Below are 16,513 nucleotides of genomic sequence, written 5' to 3'. Positions count from 1 at the left end.
CCCAGAGCAGCTTCGACGCCGCATTTAGCAGCAAAGCCCGCCCGTGAACCCTAGGAACTATTACCCGTGAACCCTAGGAACTATTAACTGGATCGTCTCCGGGAAACCCACTCAACCATGGGATACCGCCGACAGTGAGCGCCGCCCGCAGCCGCCCCAAACCGCAAACCCAAACCCAATCCAAAGGAGCCGTTCCATGTCCGATTCCCCTTCCACCCCAGCGCAACCGTCCCCGCAGGGCTTCGGCCGCTTCAACCGCCGCAGCTTCATGACGGTCGCTGCCGTCGCGGCGGCAGCAGCAGGATCTGTGCTCGCGCGGCCGGGCCAGGCGACCGCCGCCCCGAGCCGTCCGCGCGCCGCCGGTACCGCCCAGGTGACCTGGAGCTCAGAGTCCACGGCGCCCGGCTACGCGCCCAAGAGCGGCACCTGGTACACCGATCCGGCAATCGGCCTGGCCGGCGTCGCCTACAAGCTCAGCCAGCAGAACGACATCGCCCTGGGCACCGCGGGCAGAAACTTCGGGCAGGTCATCAACATCGACCCGGCGAAGGCGTACCAGAGTATTCTTGGTGTCGGTTCTTCGATGGAGGACTCGACCATCCGCAACCTGTCGCTGATGACCCCGGGCGTGCGCAGCAAGGTCCTCCAGTCGCTCTTCGACCCCGCCAAGGGTGCCGGTTTCAACCTCACGCGCATCTGCTTCGGCGCTTCCGACTTCACCCACTCGGACTTCTACACCTATGACGACGGCCCGGCAGATCCGACCCTGTCGCGGTTCTCGATTCAGAAGGACATCGATAACAACATCATCTCCACCCTGAAGGACGCGCTCCGGATCAACCCGAAGCTCACCATCTGCGGCACCGCATGGAGCGCCCCGGCCTGGATGAAGGACAACAACAGCCTTATCGACGGCCACCTCCTGGACGAGTACATCCCCGTCCTCGCCCGCTACTACCGGATGACCATCCAGGCCTACGCCAAGCAAGGCATTCCTATCCACGCCGTGACGCCGCAGAACGAACCCGGCTGGCCTGCCGGCATCTACCCCAGCATGCTGGTCAATGCGGAGCAGCAAAAGCAGCTCATCAACACCATGCGCGCCGAGTTCGACGCGCACGGCATCACCACCCAAGTCTGGGCATGGGACTGGAACTTCGGCGACGTTGGAACCTACCTTGCCGACTCGCTCGGCACCAGTGACTCCGGATACACCGACGCCTACCACAACACCAAGGGCATCGCCTGGCACGACTACTCCGGCGACCCGAGCTCCATGTCCCTGGCGAAGACCGAATACCCCGACCTCGATATGGTCATGACCGAGCGGATGTGGTGGGGGACTGCAGGCGCAGACCGGATCGCACGGTACTTCCGCTGCTGGTCGACGGGCTACATCGCATGGGTGACTATGCTCGACCAGAACCGGGACAGCCAGCATTTGGGTTCCCCCGACCCGACACCGCTCATCCAGAACCCCGATGACCGCGATACGTACTGGGCCCTGCCCGAGTACTACCTCTTCGCACAGTTCTCGAAATTCATCCAACGCGGCGCCAAGCGGATTTGGAGCGACTACGGCAGCGCAGACACGCTCACCACAGTGGCCTTCCTCAACCCCGATGGCACGGTGACGACCATCGTGATCAACCAGAGCTCCTTGGCCCGCGACTTCACCCTGCGCAGCGGACAACAGCAGCTCATCGACAGCATCCCGCCGAAGACCGTCGGCACCTACGTCTGGACACCCTCGGCACCGGCAGCCGCCGCTATCGATGCGTACGGCATGATCCAGGCCGAGGCCTACACGGACGCCTACGGCGTCGGCGTCGAAGCCACTGGTGACTCCAGCGGTGGCGAGGACATCGCCTATGTCGGCAACGGTTCCTGGGTCGAGTACGGCAACGTGGCATTCGGCGCCCAGGCCGCGACCCAGTTGATGGCCCGGGTCGCATCCGGCGCCGCCAGTGGCGTCACCGGCCTGATCGAAGTCCGATTGGACTCACCCTCCAGCACCCCGGTCGGCAGCATCCCGGTATCCAACACCGGCGGCTGGCAGACCTGGACCACCAAGATCGCCGACACCTCCGGCATCACCGGCACCCACACCGTGTACCTGACCTTCACCAGCGACCAACCCGGCGACTTCGTCAACCTCAACTGGTTCAAGTTCACCCGTGACACCGGAACCGACGCATACGCCCCCATACAGGCCGAGAACTACCTCAACGCCTCCGGCGTCGTCATCGAGGGCACCGGTGACACTGGCGGCGGGCAGGACATCGGCTGGATCTCTCCCGGGGACTGGGCAGAATACCCCAACGTCGTGTTCGGGACCCAGGCCGCGACCCAGTTCCAGGCCCGGGTGGCATCGGGCGCCGCCAGCGGCGTCAGCGGCCTGATCGAAGTCCGACTGGACTCACCTTCCAGTACCCCGGTCGGCAGCATCCCGGTATCCAACACGGGCGGCTGGCAGACCTGGACCACCAAGACCGCCGACATCACCGGCGTCACCGGCACCCACACCGTCTACATAACCTTCAGCAGCGACCAATCCTCCGACTTCACCAACCTCAACTGGTTTACCTTCATGCACTGAACCGTTCCTCGTAACCGTCGGTTGCGCTTGTGACCATCAGCGACTTGCCGAGTGCTTGGGGATGCCCCCAAGCACTCGGCAGGCCGCGCCACTCCAACTGGGATGGAGCGGGCGAATTGGGGAAACCAAGCGAACCGGGTACACCACGTCTCGGCGACCGGCTGTTATCCAGTGGGTGTCCCGTTCCCTGACGAGTCAGAGCAGTTGCGCGGCACGTGATTCCCCGCGCGCAATTCGACCCCATGGAGCCTCCACCAGTCGAATCACCAACTGACATCCCTCTTGGTAGAGCGGCTCCATCATGGCGCAGGTGATCGAGCAAGCGGTTCGGGCTGAACTGCTTCTGAAGGCTTTCCAAACTGTTCAGCGGGTCGAGCAGCACTGTCCCAATTCCTTGAAGCGGGACATCCTGGTGGGACACGCACCAAACCCTGAGATGGCCCCTCATCATCAGAGCGTATTCCTCAATGGCACGGTTGATTCTGGAGAGACGACAACGGGTAAGGCTCTGCACTGGCTCCTTATTGATGACGGAATCAGCAATGCCATCATCGATTTGGATGCATTGCGGCGAAGCTGGCCCGCCCCACCAACAGTTCGGTTCAACCATGAACTCGAGCTCCGGAACCTCCAAGCGGTTGCAGGAGGCCGGAGAACGACATTTCATCCTGGCGGGGTCATTGCGTGCCCTACCGAAGTTGAACGCCACAGCACGGGCCTGGACCGGATCCTGGAAACGGACGAGTCAAGCATCCGCCAGTTGGTCATGGCGGACCTGGCCCCGACGTTTTCTACGGAAAGCCGGTGGGCAATCGCTACATCAGACCCTGTCCTTTGCCGAGTGCAGATACTCCGTTCTGCCTCCCACTGCCGAGCTAAATGGAGTCAGGGGTGCGTTCCGCCGGGCGGTGTGGTGCCTGCCAAAAAGTACCTTTCGAGTTCGATCGGATGACTGGCTCAGTCTTGCTCAGCGGCCCCGGACACCAAGCTGCCGTCGACAGCCCGGTTCACGGTCTCCGTCGTTTTTAGGCGGCCATGGGAGCAGCACCTAAAACCTCGACCATCTCATAACCGCGGTGCTCCGGCTGCAGTACTGCCCTGGGGTCGCAGGGGCTTCGCCGGTTGGAAGGTCGGGGGACGACGGGTAGGCAGGAATTCCGCCGCCCGAGCCTGAGGCTTCGGTGATTCCGACTGTGGCTTGTCCGTCGCTGAGGTAGACCAGGATCTGTCGCATCGGCCGACGCGTGCTGAAATTCTTCGCGGCATCTTCTGGGCTGGTGGGCATGACGCCGCCGTAGAGGTCGTGTCGTAGTTTTGCCGTGAGCTGCCGCACCAATAGTGACGAGCATCCGGTGATCAGGATGAACCCGCCCAACAGCACCATGCTTTGACAAGATCAAGGGCAGGTACCTGCGCCGAGATGAAGGACATCTCCAGGGCGGGCAGCTGCACCCGTGTTTTCCGGAGATAAGGCTTCTCAGCTCTTGACGGTGTGACCCAGGTCGCGTAAATTGTTCAACAACCAGTAATTGTTCAACAATCGCACCACCTAGGCGAAGTTTCATCTGGCGGGAATTCCCGCCGAAAGCTCCCCCAATGCGCAACTTGTCAGCGTCACAGGCCCGGACAACCAGGCGCACCGCACCCCATCCGATGCACGCGGATGACATCCACTCTTGATGGAGGATAAAAATGGCCAATCAATCTGTACTGGCCTCCGGCGCCCCTAAACCCTTTGTCGGGCGCAAGGGCATGTACAAGGCATTCGCGGCCAGCCTGACCGGCACCGCACTGGAGTTTTATGACTTCGCGGTCTACTCCGCAGCGGCCGCGATCGTTTTTCCGCTGATCTTCTTCCCGGCCTCAGACCCGGTAACGGGCACCCTGCTTGCGTTCTCAACATATGCCGTGGGCTACATTTCCCGACCGGTCGGCGGCATCATCTTTGGCCGCCTCGGTGACGAGATCGGGCGCAAGAAGATCCTCGTCTTCACGCTGATGCTGATCGGCGTGGCGACCTTCCTCATCGGCCTGCTGCCCACGTATGACAACATCGGAATCATCGCACCCGCCATCCTGGTCTTCCTGCGTTTCGCCCAGGGCGTGGGCGTCGGCGGCGAATGGGGCGGCGCGGTTCTGCTGTCCAGCGAGTTCGGTGACCCGAACCGCCGCGGCTTCTGGGCCTCGGCCGCCCAAATCGGCCCGCCGGCAGGCAACCTGATGGCCAACGGCGCCCTTGCCGTTCTGACACTTTCCCTGTCGGAAGAAGCATTCCTTGAGTTCGGCTGGAGAATTGCCTTCCTGATCTCAGCGCTGCTCGTGGCGTTCGGGTTGTGGATCCGGCTCAAGCTTGAGGACACCCCCATCTTCAAGGCCATGGAAGCCAGGGGCGACAAGCCCAAGGCCCCGATCAGGGAAGTCCTTGCAACCCAGCGCCGGCCGCTCATGGCAGCAATGCTCAGCCGGATCGGCCCGGATGTCACCTACGCGTTGTGCACCGTCTTTACGCTCACCTACGGCATTCGGGAGCTCGGCTTCGACCGCGGCCAGGTGCTGGTGGCGGTACTCATCGGTTCGGCACTCCAGCTCTTCACGATGCCGCTTGCCGGTGCTGTCTCCGACCGCATCAACCGCCGACTGGTCTACGGGGTTGCGGCCGTGGCGGCCGCAGTGTGGGCGTACTTGTTCTTCATCGTTCTCGAGGGACGGTCCCCGGCCATGCTGATCGTGGGCACTGTTCTGGGCCTGCTCTGCCACTCCTTCATGTACGGACCACAGGCCGCCTTCGTTGTCGAGCAATTCACGCCCCGGCTCCGCTCCACCGGCAGCTCGCTTGCCTACACATTCGCGGGAATCATCGGCGGCGCCATTGCACCGTTCATGTTCACTCTGCTGCAGAGCACCTTCCACAGCTGGGTCCCGGTTGCCATGTACCTGAGCGTCGCATGCTTGCTGACCCTGGTGGGCCTGGCCCTCGGCCGGGACTCCAACGTCACTGAAGACGAGGAATACCTGCAGGCTACGGCTGAGCTTGTGGAAAGCGGAACCCGATGAAAAAGAGGATTTCGGTGGCCGAGAAGAGGGCCCGCGGGGTCACGAAGCCAGCGGCGCCACGGCTGCAAATGACCGGAACGCACTGCGAACTATCAACGGGAATGAGCATCTCGCTGTACGAAGGCCGACTTTTCCCCAGTGCTTCCGGCACACCCTGCCTCTGGACACTTGCAGGCCTTCAGACAAGGAAGAACTGACCTAACGATTCCTACATTGAAACAAGATGGCACCGACCGAAAGTCGGTGCCATCTTCCTGTGAACAACGGGTTTAACGCGGACTCCGGCGGCTGCAGGGAAGCCAGAAGCGACGGTTACCGCTCGATGCTGACCGTGAGATCGAGATTGATATCCGTGTCGGCGGCAAGGCGTTCCTGCAGGTAGCGGGCAAGGCTCGCATCTGTGGCGGTGTGAACGCTTTTCGGTACTGCTCCGCGCAGCAGCGCCTTTGTGCCGGTGGACGTGAGCACGTCCAGCGGTGCCCAGCCACGATGGGCGGAAGTAAGGCGTTCAATATCGGTGCGGAAGGAACGCTTGTGGTCCTCGCGGACGGTAGCGCACATGGTGAACGGGATAAAGGGAGTGGGCAAGGAGGTCCTTTCACGAGGCTGCCGGTGGTCGGCGCCTTGTTTAGAACAAGATCCCTGGGAGCCTTGGTATTCCTTTACGGCAGCTAAGGAGTCCGAAGTCACGGCGCGGGGTCGGCGATGGTCTGGCCGGGGTGTGCCCTCTGGCTCGATCAAGACCTGTTTAGCCCGCTGGCCACCGAAGAAACGCCGCCCTGCTCAATCAGCAACGCGGGAAACCCGTTATCTGTCCCTCGCGGCGCACTGGCGGGCATACCGCATCCTCCCGCGAGTAAGGACAGGCCCCGGCGCTGGATCGGCCCCATCCGCGCCAGCCCGCCGCGCTTATGCGAGACGGGTGATTTCCACGCTGACGCTGAGGTTGGACCCGCCGCCGCCGGAAAGGATGCCCTTAAGCGGGGGGACATCACGGTAGTCGCGGCCGCGCGCCACGGTGACGTGGAAGTCGCCGGCAGGTTTGTGGTTCGTGGGATCCCAGCTGCGCCACACACCGTCCCACCATTCCAGCCACGCGTGGGACTGGCCGGCAACCGACTCGCCGATTCCCGCCGTCGAGCGCGGGTGAAGGTAACCGGACACATACCGGGCAGGGATCCCGCTGCTGCGCAGCGCCCCGATGGCCAGATGCGCGAGGTCCTGGCACACGCCCTGCCGCTGGTTCCAGGCTTCCTCGGCGTTGGTGGTGACGCCCGTAGTGCCACTCATGTAGGTCATCTCCCCGCGCATCCACTCAAAGATTGCCATGGCTGCCTCGTGCGGGTTCTTGCCCTCCACAACCCCGGGGATGACGCTGAGGACTTCTTCGCCAGGGCCGGTCAGCTGCGACTGGGGGACCCAGTCGCTGAACTCATTGAGGGTTTCCGGCTCGGCCAAGACGTCCCAGCCCACGATCTCCGCTTCCGAGGGAATGCGCTCCACCCGGTGGACTTCGACCGTTGTCGTGGACAGCACCTCAAGATGCTCGTGCGGCATCTGCATGTCGAACGCCGTGACCCGGGTGCCCCAGTAGTCGCGGTAGCTGCTCACCGCCGCCTGCGACGGGGAGACCTTCATCGAGGACTCCAGCACCACCTGCTGCGGATCCGTCAGCGGAGTCATGCGGGCCTCGTTGTAGGAGAGGGTCACCCGCTTGTTGTACTGGTAGCCGGTCCTGTGGACAATGCTCAGCCGGGTCATGAAACTTCTCCCACCCAGGCAAGTTCGTCCGCCTGATTGAAGTACTTACGGGAAATGGCATCCGAGGCCTGCGAGACAGCCTTCTGCACGCGTTCCATGTGCTCCGGCAGCTCCGACATGAGGTCGTCCGTCCGATGGAACTCGAGGAAGGTGCGCGCCTGGCCCACGATCCTGCGGGCGTCATTGATGAAGCCGACGCGCTGGGCCGAGGGATCCAGCTTCGCCAGGCACTCGTCGGCATCGCGCAGCGCATAGACAATTGAGCGCGGGAACAGCCGGTCCAGCAGCAGGAACTCGGCGGCGTGCTGGTCGCCGAACGCCGCGCGGCGGGTCCTCAGGAACGACTCGTAGGCGCCGGCGCAGCGCAGCATGTTCACCCAGGACATGCCTGCCGAGAGGACATCGCGGGTGGAGAGCATGCGGGCCGTCATGTCGGCCCGCTCGAGGGAGCGGCCCAGGGCAAGGAACAGCCAGCTGTCGTCGTGGCTGACCGTGGTGTCCGCCAGGCCGCTGACCATCGCGGTCCGCTCCAGCACCCAGTGGCAGAAACGGTAGGTGCCCACAACGTCCTTGCGGTGCTGGTTGAGGCCGTAATAGGTGGTGTTGAGGCTTTCCCACAGGCCGGATGACACGGTCTCCCGGGCGCGGCGCGCGTTCTCACGGGCCGCGCCGAGCGAGCCGGCGATGGATGTGGCGCTGTGCTTGTCGTAGGCGAGGGCATGCAGCAGCTCCTCAAGGCCGAAGTCCTCGCTCTCGGGCCGGGCCCCCATGACCGCCAGCAGTTCACGGGCAACGCTGCGCCGCTCCTCCGTGGGCAGGTGGTTCAGACGTTCGAGGTGGACATCGAGGATGCGGGCTGTTCCATCGGCCCGTTCAACGTAGCGGCCGATCCAGAAAAGGGACTCGGCAATTCGGCTAAGCATGTGCGTCTACTTCCTGCGCGAGCGTGCTGACGGGAAACCGGTCTGATGGACTGGGTGCGGATATGGGCATTGCCGGAGCCTGCCTCACTGCTGCTGCTCTGACTGGCGGTCCCGCCAGTTGCTTTCGACCGGCCACACGGAGACGCGTTCCCGGACGGTGATGGACTGCCGCGGCAGCTTCTCCACCGGGACCTGCGGGGAATCCGCCAGCACCCAGGTGTCCTTGGATCCGCCGCCCTGGCTGGAGTTCACGATCAGTGAACCTTCCTTCAGGGCAACGCGGGTGAGGCCGCCGGGAAGGACCCAGACGTCGTCGCCGTCGTTGATGGCAAACGGCCGGAGGTCGACGTGGCGGGGGCCGAACTTGTCGCCGCTGAGCGTGGGCACCGTGGACAGCTGCAGGACGGGCTGGGCAATCCAGCCGCGGGGGTCGGCGATGACCCGCTTGCGCAGGGCCTCGAGTTCGTCCTTGGACGCGTCCGGGCCGATCACGAGGCCCTTTCCGCCTGAGCCGTCCACGGGCTTGACCACGAGTTCGTCCAGCCGGTCGAGGACGTGCTCGCGGGCTTCTTTTTCCTCAAGGCGGAAGGTGTCGACGTTGGCGATGACGGGCTCTTCGCCGAGGTAGTAGCGGATCAGGTCAGGGACGTAGCTGTAGACCAGCTTGTCGTCGGCCACGCCGTTCCCCACGGCGTTGGCGATGGTCACGCCGCCGGCGCGGGCGGCGTTGACCAGGCCAGGGCAGCCGAGCATGGAGTCCGAGCGGAATTGCAGCGGGTCCAGGAAGTCGTCGTCGATCCGCTTGTAGATGACGTCGACGCGCTGCTCGCCGTCAGTGGTGCGCATGTACACGCGGTTGCCGCGGCAGATGAGGTCGCGGCCCTCGACGAGCTCCACGCCCATGAGGCCGGCGAGGAGGGTGTGCTCGAAGTAGGCGCTGTTGAAGACGCCCGGGGTGAGCACCACAACCGTGGGGTCATCGACGCCGGAGGGCGCTGTCTTGCGCAGGGCGGACAACAGCCGGCGCGGGTATTCCTCCACCGGACGGATAAGTTGCTGGCCGAAAGCCTCCGGCAGGCCCTTCGCCATGGCCCGCCGGTTTTCCAGCACGTAGCTGACGCCGGACGGCACGCGGACGTTGTCCTCAAGGACCCTGAACGTCCCTGCGGCATCGCGGACCACGTCGATGCCGGAGATATGCACACGGACGCCGCCGGCCGGTTCGAAGCCGTGGACCGCGCGGTGGAAGTGCGCGCTGGTTGTGACAAGCTGCCTGGGGATCACGCCGTCGGACACGACCGTCATTTTGTCGTAGACGTCGTTGAGGAACGCCTCCAGTGCCCGCACACGCTGGGCCACGCCGCGTTCCAGGACGTCCCACTCGTCAACCGGGATCACGCGCGGAACGATGTCCAGGGGGAAGGGACGCTCCTCCCCCGCGAAGTCAAAAGTCACGCCGCGGTCCAGGAACGTCCGCGCCATCGAGTCAGCGCGCGCGCTGACATCGGCAAGCGAAAGCTCCCGGAGGGCGCCGGCGACCTGCCCGTAGGATTTGCGGGCCAGTTGCCCGGGGGCAAACATCTCGTCATAGGCACCCGTGCGGGCAGCCGCCTCGGAGTAATCCTGGAATAGGTCAGACATGCTCATTAGCCAACCACCTTTTTGTCGCAAATTCATTTCCGGACCCGTCCTGGCGTGTTGGCGGGCCCTCCGGTTGGTCTTTTACCGCCACTGTCCGGCATGGTTGGGACGTGCCAGACTTCCGATCCCCGACGACGCCGCTGCCGCGGCCGCGCAGGGTGGTGCACCAGAACCTTACCCGGAATCTTCCCGGCCTGCTGACCGCGGTGGTGGCGCTCGCCGCTGCCTTCCTGATCCATGCCGCCATTCCTGCCCTTCCGGCAATGACGTTGGCCGTGGTCCTCGGCCTGCTGGCGGCCAATCTGCCGTTCGCTGCGGTATGGACGGCCGGCCGGGCCAGGCCCGGACTGGACTTCGCAGGGAAGCACCTGATGCGCGGCGGCATCGTGCTCCTTGGACTCAAGGTCGGCATCGCAGACGTGCTGGGACTCGGCTGGACCTCCCTGCTGCTCATTACGGCCGTGGTGCTGGCCAGCTTTGCGGGCACCTATGGGATATCGCGCCTCTTCAGGCTTCCGCGGGAGGCCTCCCTCCTGATAGCCACAGGGTTTTCCATCTGCGGTGCCTCGGCGATCGGCGCCATGGCGGCGGTGAGGCGGATCAGGCACCCGGACACCGTCCTGCCGGTGGCGCTCGTGACCCTCTGCGGCACGCTGGCCATCGGGGTGCTGCCGCTGCTCGTCCATCCGCTGCGCCTCAGCCCCGAGGTTTTCGGCGCGTGGACCGGCGCCTCGGTCCACGACGTCGGCCAGGTCGTGGCCACAGCGCAGACCGCGGGCCCCGCGGCACTGGCGATCGCCGTCGTCGTTAAACTGACGCGCGTCATCCTGCTGGCTCCCATGGTGGCGGCAGCGGGAGTGGAACAGCGGATCGTTTCCCTGCGCCGGGCTCGCCGCACGGCGCAAGCACAGATCGGCAATAAGGCAGGAACCGACGCCGGGACACTGCGCGTGGTACCTGAGGCGCTGCCGCCCGTGGTCCCCTTGTTCGTCGTCGGATTCGTGGCGATGGTGGCGCTGCGGTCCACCGGATGGATTACTGAAGGCTGGCTTGACGCGGCGGCCGGGCTGCAGGACATCCTGCTGGGGGCTGCGCTCTTCGGGCTCGGATCCGCCGTCCGCATCCACACTCTGCTGCACACCGGACTCCGGGCCGTGATGGCGGCGCTCGCATCGTGGCTGCTGATAGGCGTTCTTGGCCTGGCCGCAGCGGTCCTCATGATTCAATAGCGGAGTGTCGAATAAGAACCTCCAGCGTCATGAAGCGGCAGCACGGTCGGCCCTGGTCACGACGCACGCGTACGACGTCTCCCTCGACGTCCGCAACGCGCCCGATCCGGAGGCTCCCGGCTACACCAGCCGGAGCACCATCACCTTCTCCGCGAACGAACCCGGAGCGTCGACATTCCTGGACTTCATCGGGGAGGTCGAGAGCGTGGTCCTCAACGGCGTTCAGCTGCCCGTCCCGGAGGCCGTGGCGGGTTCACGCATCCGCCTGGACAACCTGCAGGCGGAGAACGCCGTCACGGTCACTGGCACCGCCTTCTACAGCCGGTCCGGCGAGGGCATGCACCGGTTCTTCGATCCGGCAGACGGACAGTGCTACCTCTACACCCAGTACGAGCCCGCCGATGCCCGCCGCGTGTTCGCCAATTTTGAACAGCCCGACCTCAAGGCCTCCTTCACCTTCCACGTCACCGCCCCCTCGGGGTGGCACGTGGCCTCCAACGGGGCGGAGGCCCGGCGGACCGCGCTGGCGGAGGATCCGGCGGCGAGCCGCTGGGACTTCGTTCCCACGCTGCCGATGTCCACCTACATCACCACCGTACTGGCGGGACCCTACTTCAAGGCGCAGGATCTGTGGAGCAGGGAGTCCGACGACGGCACGGGGCTTGACGTCCCACTGGCACTGTATTGCCGCGCCTCCATGGCGGATTCCTTCGACACCGCCGAACTCTTCAAACTCACCAAGCAGGGGCTGGAGTTCTTCAACCGGCTCTTTGACTACCCGTACCCGTGGGGGAAATACGACCAGGCCTTCGTGCCCGAATACAACCTGGGCGCCATGGAGAACCCCGGCCTGGTCACCTTCACGGAAAACTATGTCTTCACCTCCCGTGCCGCCGATTCGCAGTACCAGGCCCGCGCCAACACACTCATGCACGAGATGGCCCACATGTGGTTCGGCGATCTAGTCACCATGCAGTGGTGGGACGACCTGTGGCTGAAGGAGTCCTTCGCGGACTACATGGGAACGCTCGGCGTGGACCGCGCCACGGGCTGGGACACGGCCTGGGTCAACTTCGCGAACAACCGGAAGGCCTGGGCCTACGTCCAGGACCAGCTGCCCACCACCCACCCGATCGTGGCGGACATCCCCGACCTCGAGGCAGCCAAGCAGAACTTCGACGGCATCACCTACGCCAAGGGCGCCTCCGTCCTGAAGCAGCTCGTGGCGTATGTCGGCTTTGACGCCTTCATCGCCGGGTCCCGGCAGTATTTCAGGGACCACGAGTATGCCAACACCAGCCTTGCCGACCTCCTCGGCGCCCTCAGCCGCGCGTCCGGCAGGGACCTTGCGGCATGGGCCCGGCAGTGGCTCCAGACTTCCGGCATCTCCACGCTCAGCATCGAGCTGGACGTCGCTGAAAAGGTACCGGGCCGGCCCACTCTGGAGCGGGTCATCCTCAGGCAGGATGCCCCGGACCCCGCGACCGGCCGGCAGGAACTGCGCCCGCACCGCCTGCGGATCGGGCTCTACAACTTCAACGACACCGGCATGCTGGTCCGCACCGACTCAGTGGAGACGGACCTGTCCGGGGCAGAGGAGCTGGTGACCGAGCTGGCCGGCAGGGCCCGGCCGGCCCTCCTGCTGGTGAATGATGAGGACCTTAGCTACGCCAAAGTCCGGCTGGATCCCGTCTCTGAAGCCACGGTGCGCGGTTCGCTGGACAGGATCAGCGACCCCATGGCCCGCGCCCTGTGCTGGAGCGCACTGTGGAACTCCGCCCGGGACGGCGAGACCCCTGCCGCACTGTACGTGGAGGCCGTGCAGCGCTTCGCCCCGGCCGAACCGGGGATCGGCGTGCTGCTGAATATTTTGGGGAATGCCTCCACCGCGCTGGAACACTACGTCCCGGCGGACGAACGCGATGACCTCCGGGAGGCGTTTGCCACCGCTGCTGCCGGGGAGTTGCGCGCGGCTGAGGCAGCCTCGGACCAGCAGCTTGCCTGGGCGCGCACCCTTGCCACGCTCAGCCGGACAGACGGCAGCCAGTTGCCGCTGCTCCGCGGCCTGCTTGAAGGCACGGCCGAGATCCCGGGACTGGCCGTGGACGCGGAGCTCCGCTGGAGCCTGTGGCATTCCCTCGCCGCTCATGGCCAGGCCAGCGAGGCCGAGCTCCACGCCGAGCTGGCGCGGGACACCACCGCATCGGGACGGGCAGGGCATGCCACGGCGCTCGCGGCCCGGCCGGAAGCCGCTGTGAAGGCAGCAGCGTGGGATGCGGCGGTGCGCGGCACGGAGCTGAGCAACCAGCTGCTCAGCGCGACCATCGCCGGCTTCAACACCGGCCCGGCAGAACTGCTGGATCCCTTTGTGGAGCCGTACTTCGACTGCCTGGAGACGGTCTGGGCCGAACGGAGCATCGAAATCGCCACCCGGATTGTCCGAGGGCTGTACCCCGGTTCGCGCGACCTGACGCCTGGCGACGGCTCCGCTGACCAACACCCGGTTATCGCCCGGACCGACGCCTGGCTGCAGTCCCACGAGGGCGCGCCGCGGGCATTGCGCCGGATCATCATCGAGCAGCGGAGCCACCTGCACCGTGCGCTCACGGCCCAGTCCGCCTCGCTTAGAACACCATCGACTGCTCCATAACTGCCTTTATGACCCGTCAAAACGGCGTTTAAGCAGCAATCGATGAGTTTCTACGGCAGTCGTTTCTACGGCACGCGGTGTAGCCACTCTTCCGTGCCGAACTTCGCGGCGATCCGTTCACGTGCCGTCTCGAATTCCTTTGCCGTGACTTCTGAGGGAGTGGCTCCGTACCGTCCGGCGAACACGTCCATCATGGCGGCGACGATGTCGGTGCGCGCCAGTCCGGTTTGGCGCCGTAGCGGGTCCACCCGCTTCTTGGCGCTCGTGGTTCCCTTGTCCGAGAGCTTCTCCTTGCCGATCCGGAGCACGTCCACCATCTTGTCAGCGTCGATGTCGTAGCTCATGGTGACGTGGTGCAGCATCCCTCCGTTGGCGAGCCGCTTCTGGGCGGCCCCGCCGATCTTGCCCTGGTCCGTGGCGATGTCATTGAGTGGTACGTAGAACGCGGTGATGCCGAGCTGTTTCAGGGCTGCCATCGCCCACGCATCCAGGAAGGCGTAGGAGTCGGCGAAGCTGACGCCATCCACCAGCGTCTGGGGCAGATACAGCGAGTAGGTGATGCAGTTGCCCGCTTCCATGAACATCGCTCCCCCGCCGCTGATCCGGCGTACCACGGTGATGCCGTGCCTTGCCACGCCGGCAGGATCCACCTCGTTGCGGTAGGACTGGAAGCTGCCGATGATCACCGAGGGCTCCTCCCAGTCCCAGAAGCGTATGGTCGGGTTGCGGCGGCCTGCCCCGACTTCCTCCGTGAGGACCTCGTCCAGTGCCACGTTCAGGTGCGTTGGCAGCACCGTGGGGGCAATGATGTTCCAGTGGTGGTCGTACCAGGCCGTGGCTTTGGACAATGCCCTGCGGACGGCGACCGCCACGGCGTCCGCCGAGAAGCCGAACATCACGGCGTCCGGCGGCAGGCACGACTCCACGGCGGCGGCGATATCGGCCGCCGTCGAACTTTCCGGAAGTCCCTCCAGCGCCGCGTTGATATCCAGCAGCGCCTCATCGGGTTCGAGGAAGAAATCACCGCTGACGGAAACGCCGGTGAAGGTGCCGTCGTGGACATGGAGGTCCACGACCACGAGCTTGCCGCCCGGCACCTTGTACTCCCCGTGAAGGCGGGGAGCGCCGTCGTCGTCTGCGGAAAATGGCGTGGCGGTCATGCCTTCCATCCTGCCCCACAAACGCAAAAAGCCCGCACCGTTGCCGGTGCGGGCTTTTCCAAAGAACCTTGGGGAGAAGTGAATTACTTCTTGCCGCCGAAGCCCTTGAAGCGAGCGTTGAAGCGCTCGACGCGGCCTGCGGAGTCCATGATGCGCTGCTTGCCCGTGTAGAACGGGTGGGACTCGGAGGAGATTTCGACGTCGATAACCGGGTAGGTGTTGCCGTCTTCCCACTCGATGGTCTTCTTGGAAGACACGGTGGACTTGGTCAGGAACTTGACGCCGGAAGCCAGGTCGTTGAATACAACAGCTTCGTACTTCGGGTGGATATCAGACTTCATAATGGGACCTTTGTTCGCAGCGCTGGATTTTGCCAGCTGCCAGGTATGAATGGGATGGCCGCTCTCTGCCTCAAGGCAAGCCAAAAGCGCAGTGCAACCAGCTATCAATAATAGCCGATCTGCCGGACGGTGACGAACAGCGGCCGGTGCCGGCTGCTTCAGGCGGATGCCGCCAGCTGGCCGTACTCGACGGCGGCACGGGTCTCGTCGGCGATGAGGTCGGCGTTGATCGCCGCTGCGGCAGTGGACCCGGAAGCTGCGGCAAGCATGACCTGCGCCATGAGGTTCGTAACGTTGCCGGCCGCCCAGACGCCGGGTACTGCGGTGGCGCCGGTTGCATCTGCTGGAACTGCCGTCCCGATCAGGAGGTCACCGAGGTACTGCTCAGCTGCCTCCAGTCCGAGGCCGGAGAGGAATCCAGCACGGGCTGCCATGCGGGTCCTGACCACGAGTACCTGTCGATCAATTGTCTTGCCGCTTGCCAGCAGGACTGCCTTCAGCCCGTCCTCAGCGGCCTCCACAGCAATCACTTCCCCCGTCACGACGACTATGCCCCGCGCGTCCAGCTGTGCCCGCTGTTCTTTGCTGGGGTCCTGGACTGTGTGCTGGAAGACGACTACGTCATCGCTCCACTGCCGCCACAGTAGCGCCTGATGCGCGGCTGTCGCGGCGTCGTCGGTGGCCAGGATCCCGATGGCCTGCCCCCGAACTTCCCAGCCGTGGCAGTACGGGCAGTGCAGCACGTCTTTACCCCACCGTCCGGGCAGCCCCTCGATCGCCGGCAGTTCATCGGTAACGCCGGTTGCCACCAGTAGCCGGCGAGCACGCACCCTGAGTCCGGTTGCCGTCTCCACTTGGAAATTTCCGTCAATGTCGCGGAATGCCGCCGTCACCGTCCCGTCCGCAAAGTGCCCGCCGTAGCCTGCCACTTCCGTCCGACCCGCGGAATATAGGTCCGAGGGTGGCGTACCATCGCGTCCGAGGAAGTTGTGCAGGTGGGCAGAGGGTGCGTTGCGGGCAGCGCCCGAATCGATGACCAGCACCGAGCGGCAGGCCCGTACCAGGGCGAGGGCCCCGCTGAGTCCGGCGGCACTGCCGCCGATGACCACCACGTCATACGTAGCATCGCTGTCGTTCAAATCTCCAGGTTCCATT

11 protein-coding genes are annotated in these 16,513 nt (G+C 64.7%); 4 read left to right on the top strand and 7 right to left on the bottom strand.

The features are described from left to right. Positions 1-196: 196 nt before the first annotated feature. Complete coding sequence (locus J7E80_RS21820) at positions 197-2,599, top strand: carbohydrate-binding protein (protein ID WP_215054304.1); 2,403 nt, start codon at positions 197-199, stop codon at positions 2,597-2,599. A 1,692-nt stretch (positions 2,600-4,291) separates the two neighbouring features. Beyond that, positions 4,292-5,653, top strand: a complete 1,362-nt coding sequence (locus tag J7E80_RS21815; RefSeq protein WP_215054303.1) for an MFS transporter — start codon at positions 4,292-4,294, stop codon at positions 5,651-5,653. Between the two features lie 312 nt (positions 5,654-5,965). On the opposite strand, the gene J7E80_RS21810 is transcribed toward J7E80_RS21815, so the two are convergent. The 4 genes from J7E80_RS21810 to J7E80_RS21795 all read right to left on the bottom strand — a co-directional run bounded on the left by J7E80_RS21810 (position 5,966) and on the right by J7E80_RS21795 (position 9,978). Next, a complete protein-coding gene (locus J7E80_RS21810) occupies positions 5,966-6,241 on the bottom strand; it encodes a hypothetical protein (protein ID WP_215054302.1) in 276 nt (91 codons plus the stop codon). A 321-nt stretch (positions 6,242-6,562) separates the two neighbouring features. After that, positions 6,563-7,414 carry a transglutaminase family protein gene (locus J7E80_RS21805; protein ID WP_215054301.1) on the bottom strand — a complete coding sequence of 284 codons (852 nt, stop codon included), beginning with the start codon at positions 7,412-7,414 and terminating at the stop codon, positions 6,563-6,565. Continuing rightward, the gene (locus tag J7E80_RS21800) at positions 7,411-8,337 is read right to left on the bottom strand and encodes an alpha-E domain-containing protein (protein WP_215054300.1); all 927 of its coding nucleotides are present in this window, start codon (positions 8,335-8,337) and stop codon (positions 7,411-7,413) included. The genes J7E80_RS21805 and J7E80_RS21800 overlap by 4 nt, the downstream gene beginning before the upstream one ends. An 84-nt stretch (positions 8,338-8,421) precedes the next feature. Continuing rightward, positions 8,422-9,978, bottom strand: coding sequence for a circularly permuted type 2 ATP-grasp protein (locus J7E80_RS21795; RefSeq protein WP_215054308.1), 1,557 nt, complete (start codon positions 9,976-9,978; stop codon positions 8,422-8,424). Positions 9,979-10,136: 158 nt separating this feature from the next. Here J7E80_RS21795 and J7E80_RS21790 point away from each other — a divergent pair, with 158 nt between their 5' ends. Beyond that, positions 10,137-11,207 (top strand): putative sulfate exporter family transporter, encoded by a 1,071-nt coding sequence (locus J7E80_RS21790; RefSeq protein ID WP_215054307.1) that lies wholly within the window; start codon positions 10,137-10,139, stop codon positions 11,205-11,207. Between the two features lie 4 nt (positions 11,208-11,211). Further along, positions 11,212-13,857 (top strand): aminopeptidase N, encoded by a 2,646-nt coding sequence (gene pepN / locus J7E80_RS21785; protein WP_215054299.1) that lies wholly within the window; start codon positions 11,212-11,214, stop codon positions 13,855-13,857. Between the two features lie 65 nt (positions 13,858-13,922). Here the strand turns inward: pepN and J7E80_RS21780 are convergent, their stop codons facing one another. The 3 genes from J7E80_RS21780 to J7E80_RS21770 form a co-directional block, all read right to left on the bottom strand. Beyond that, entirely contained in the window at positions 13,923-15,017 is a 1,095-nt protein-coding gene (locus tag J7E80_RS21780) for a biotin/lipoate A/B protein ligase family protein (RefSeq protein WP_215054298.1), read from the bottom strand. 83 nt (positions 15,018-15,100) lie between these two features. Beyond that, positions 15,101-15,358, bottom strand: coding sequence for a type B 50S ribosomal protein L31 (locus J7E80_RS21775; RefSeq protein ID WP_028267311.1), 258 nt, complete (start codon positions 15,356-15,358; stop codon positions 15,101-15,103). 158 nt (positions 15,359-15,516) lie between these two features. After that, entirely contained in the window at positions 15,517-16,512 is a 996-nt protein-coding gene (locus tag J7E80_RS21770) for an NAD(P)/FAD-dependent oxidoreductase (RefSeq protein WP_215054297.1), read from the bottom strand. Position 16,513: the final 1 nt, after the last annotated feature.

This window comes from Arthrobacter sp. ISL-28, from assembly GCF_018613875.1.
Classification (GTDB): domain Bacteria; phylum Actinomycetota; class Actinomycetes; order Actinomycetales; family Micrococcaceae; genus Arthrobacter.
This window is presented reverse-complemented; position numbering and strand designations above follow the sequence as displayed.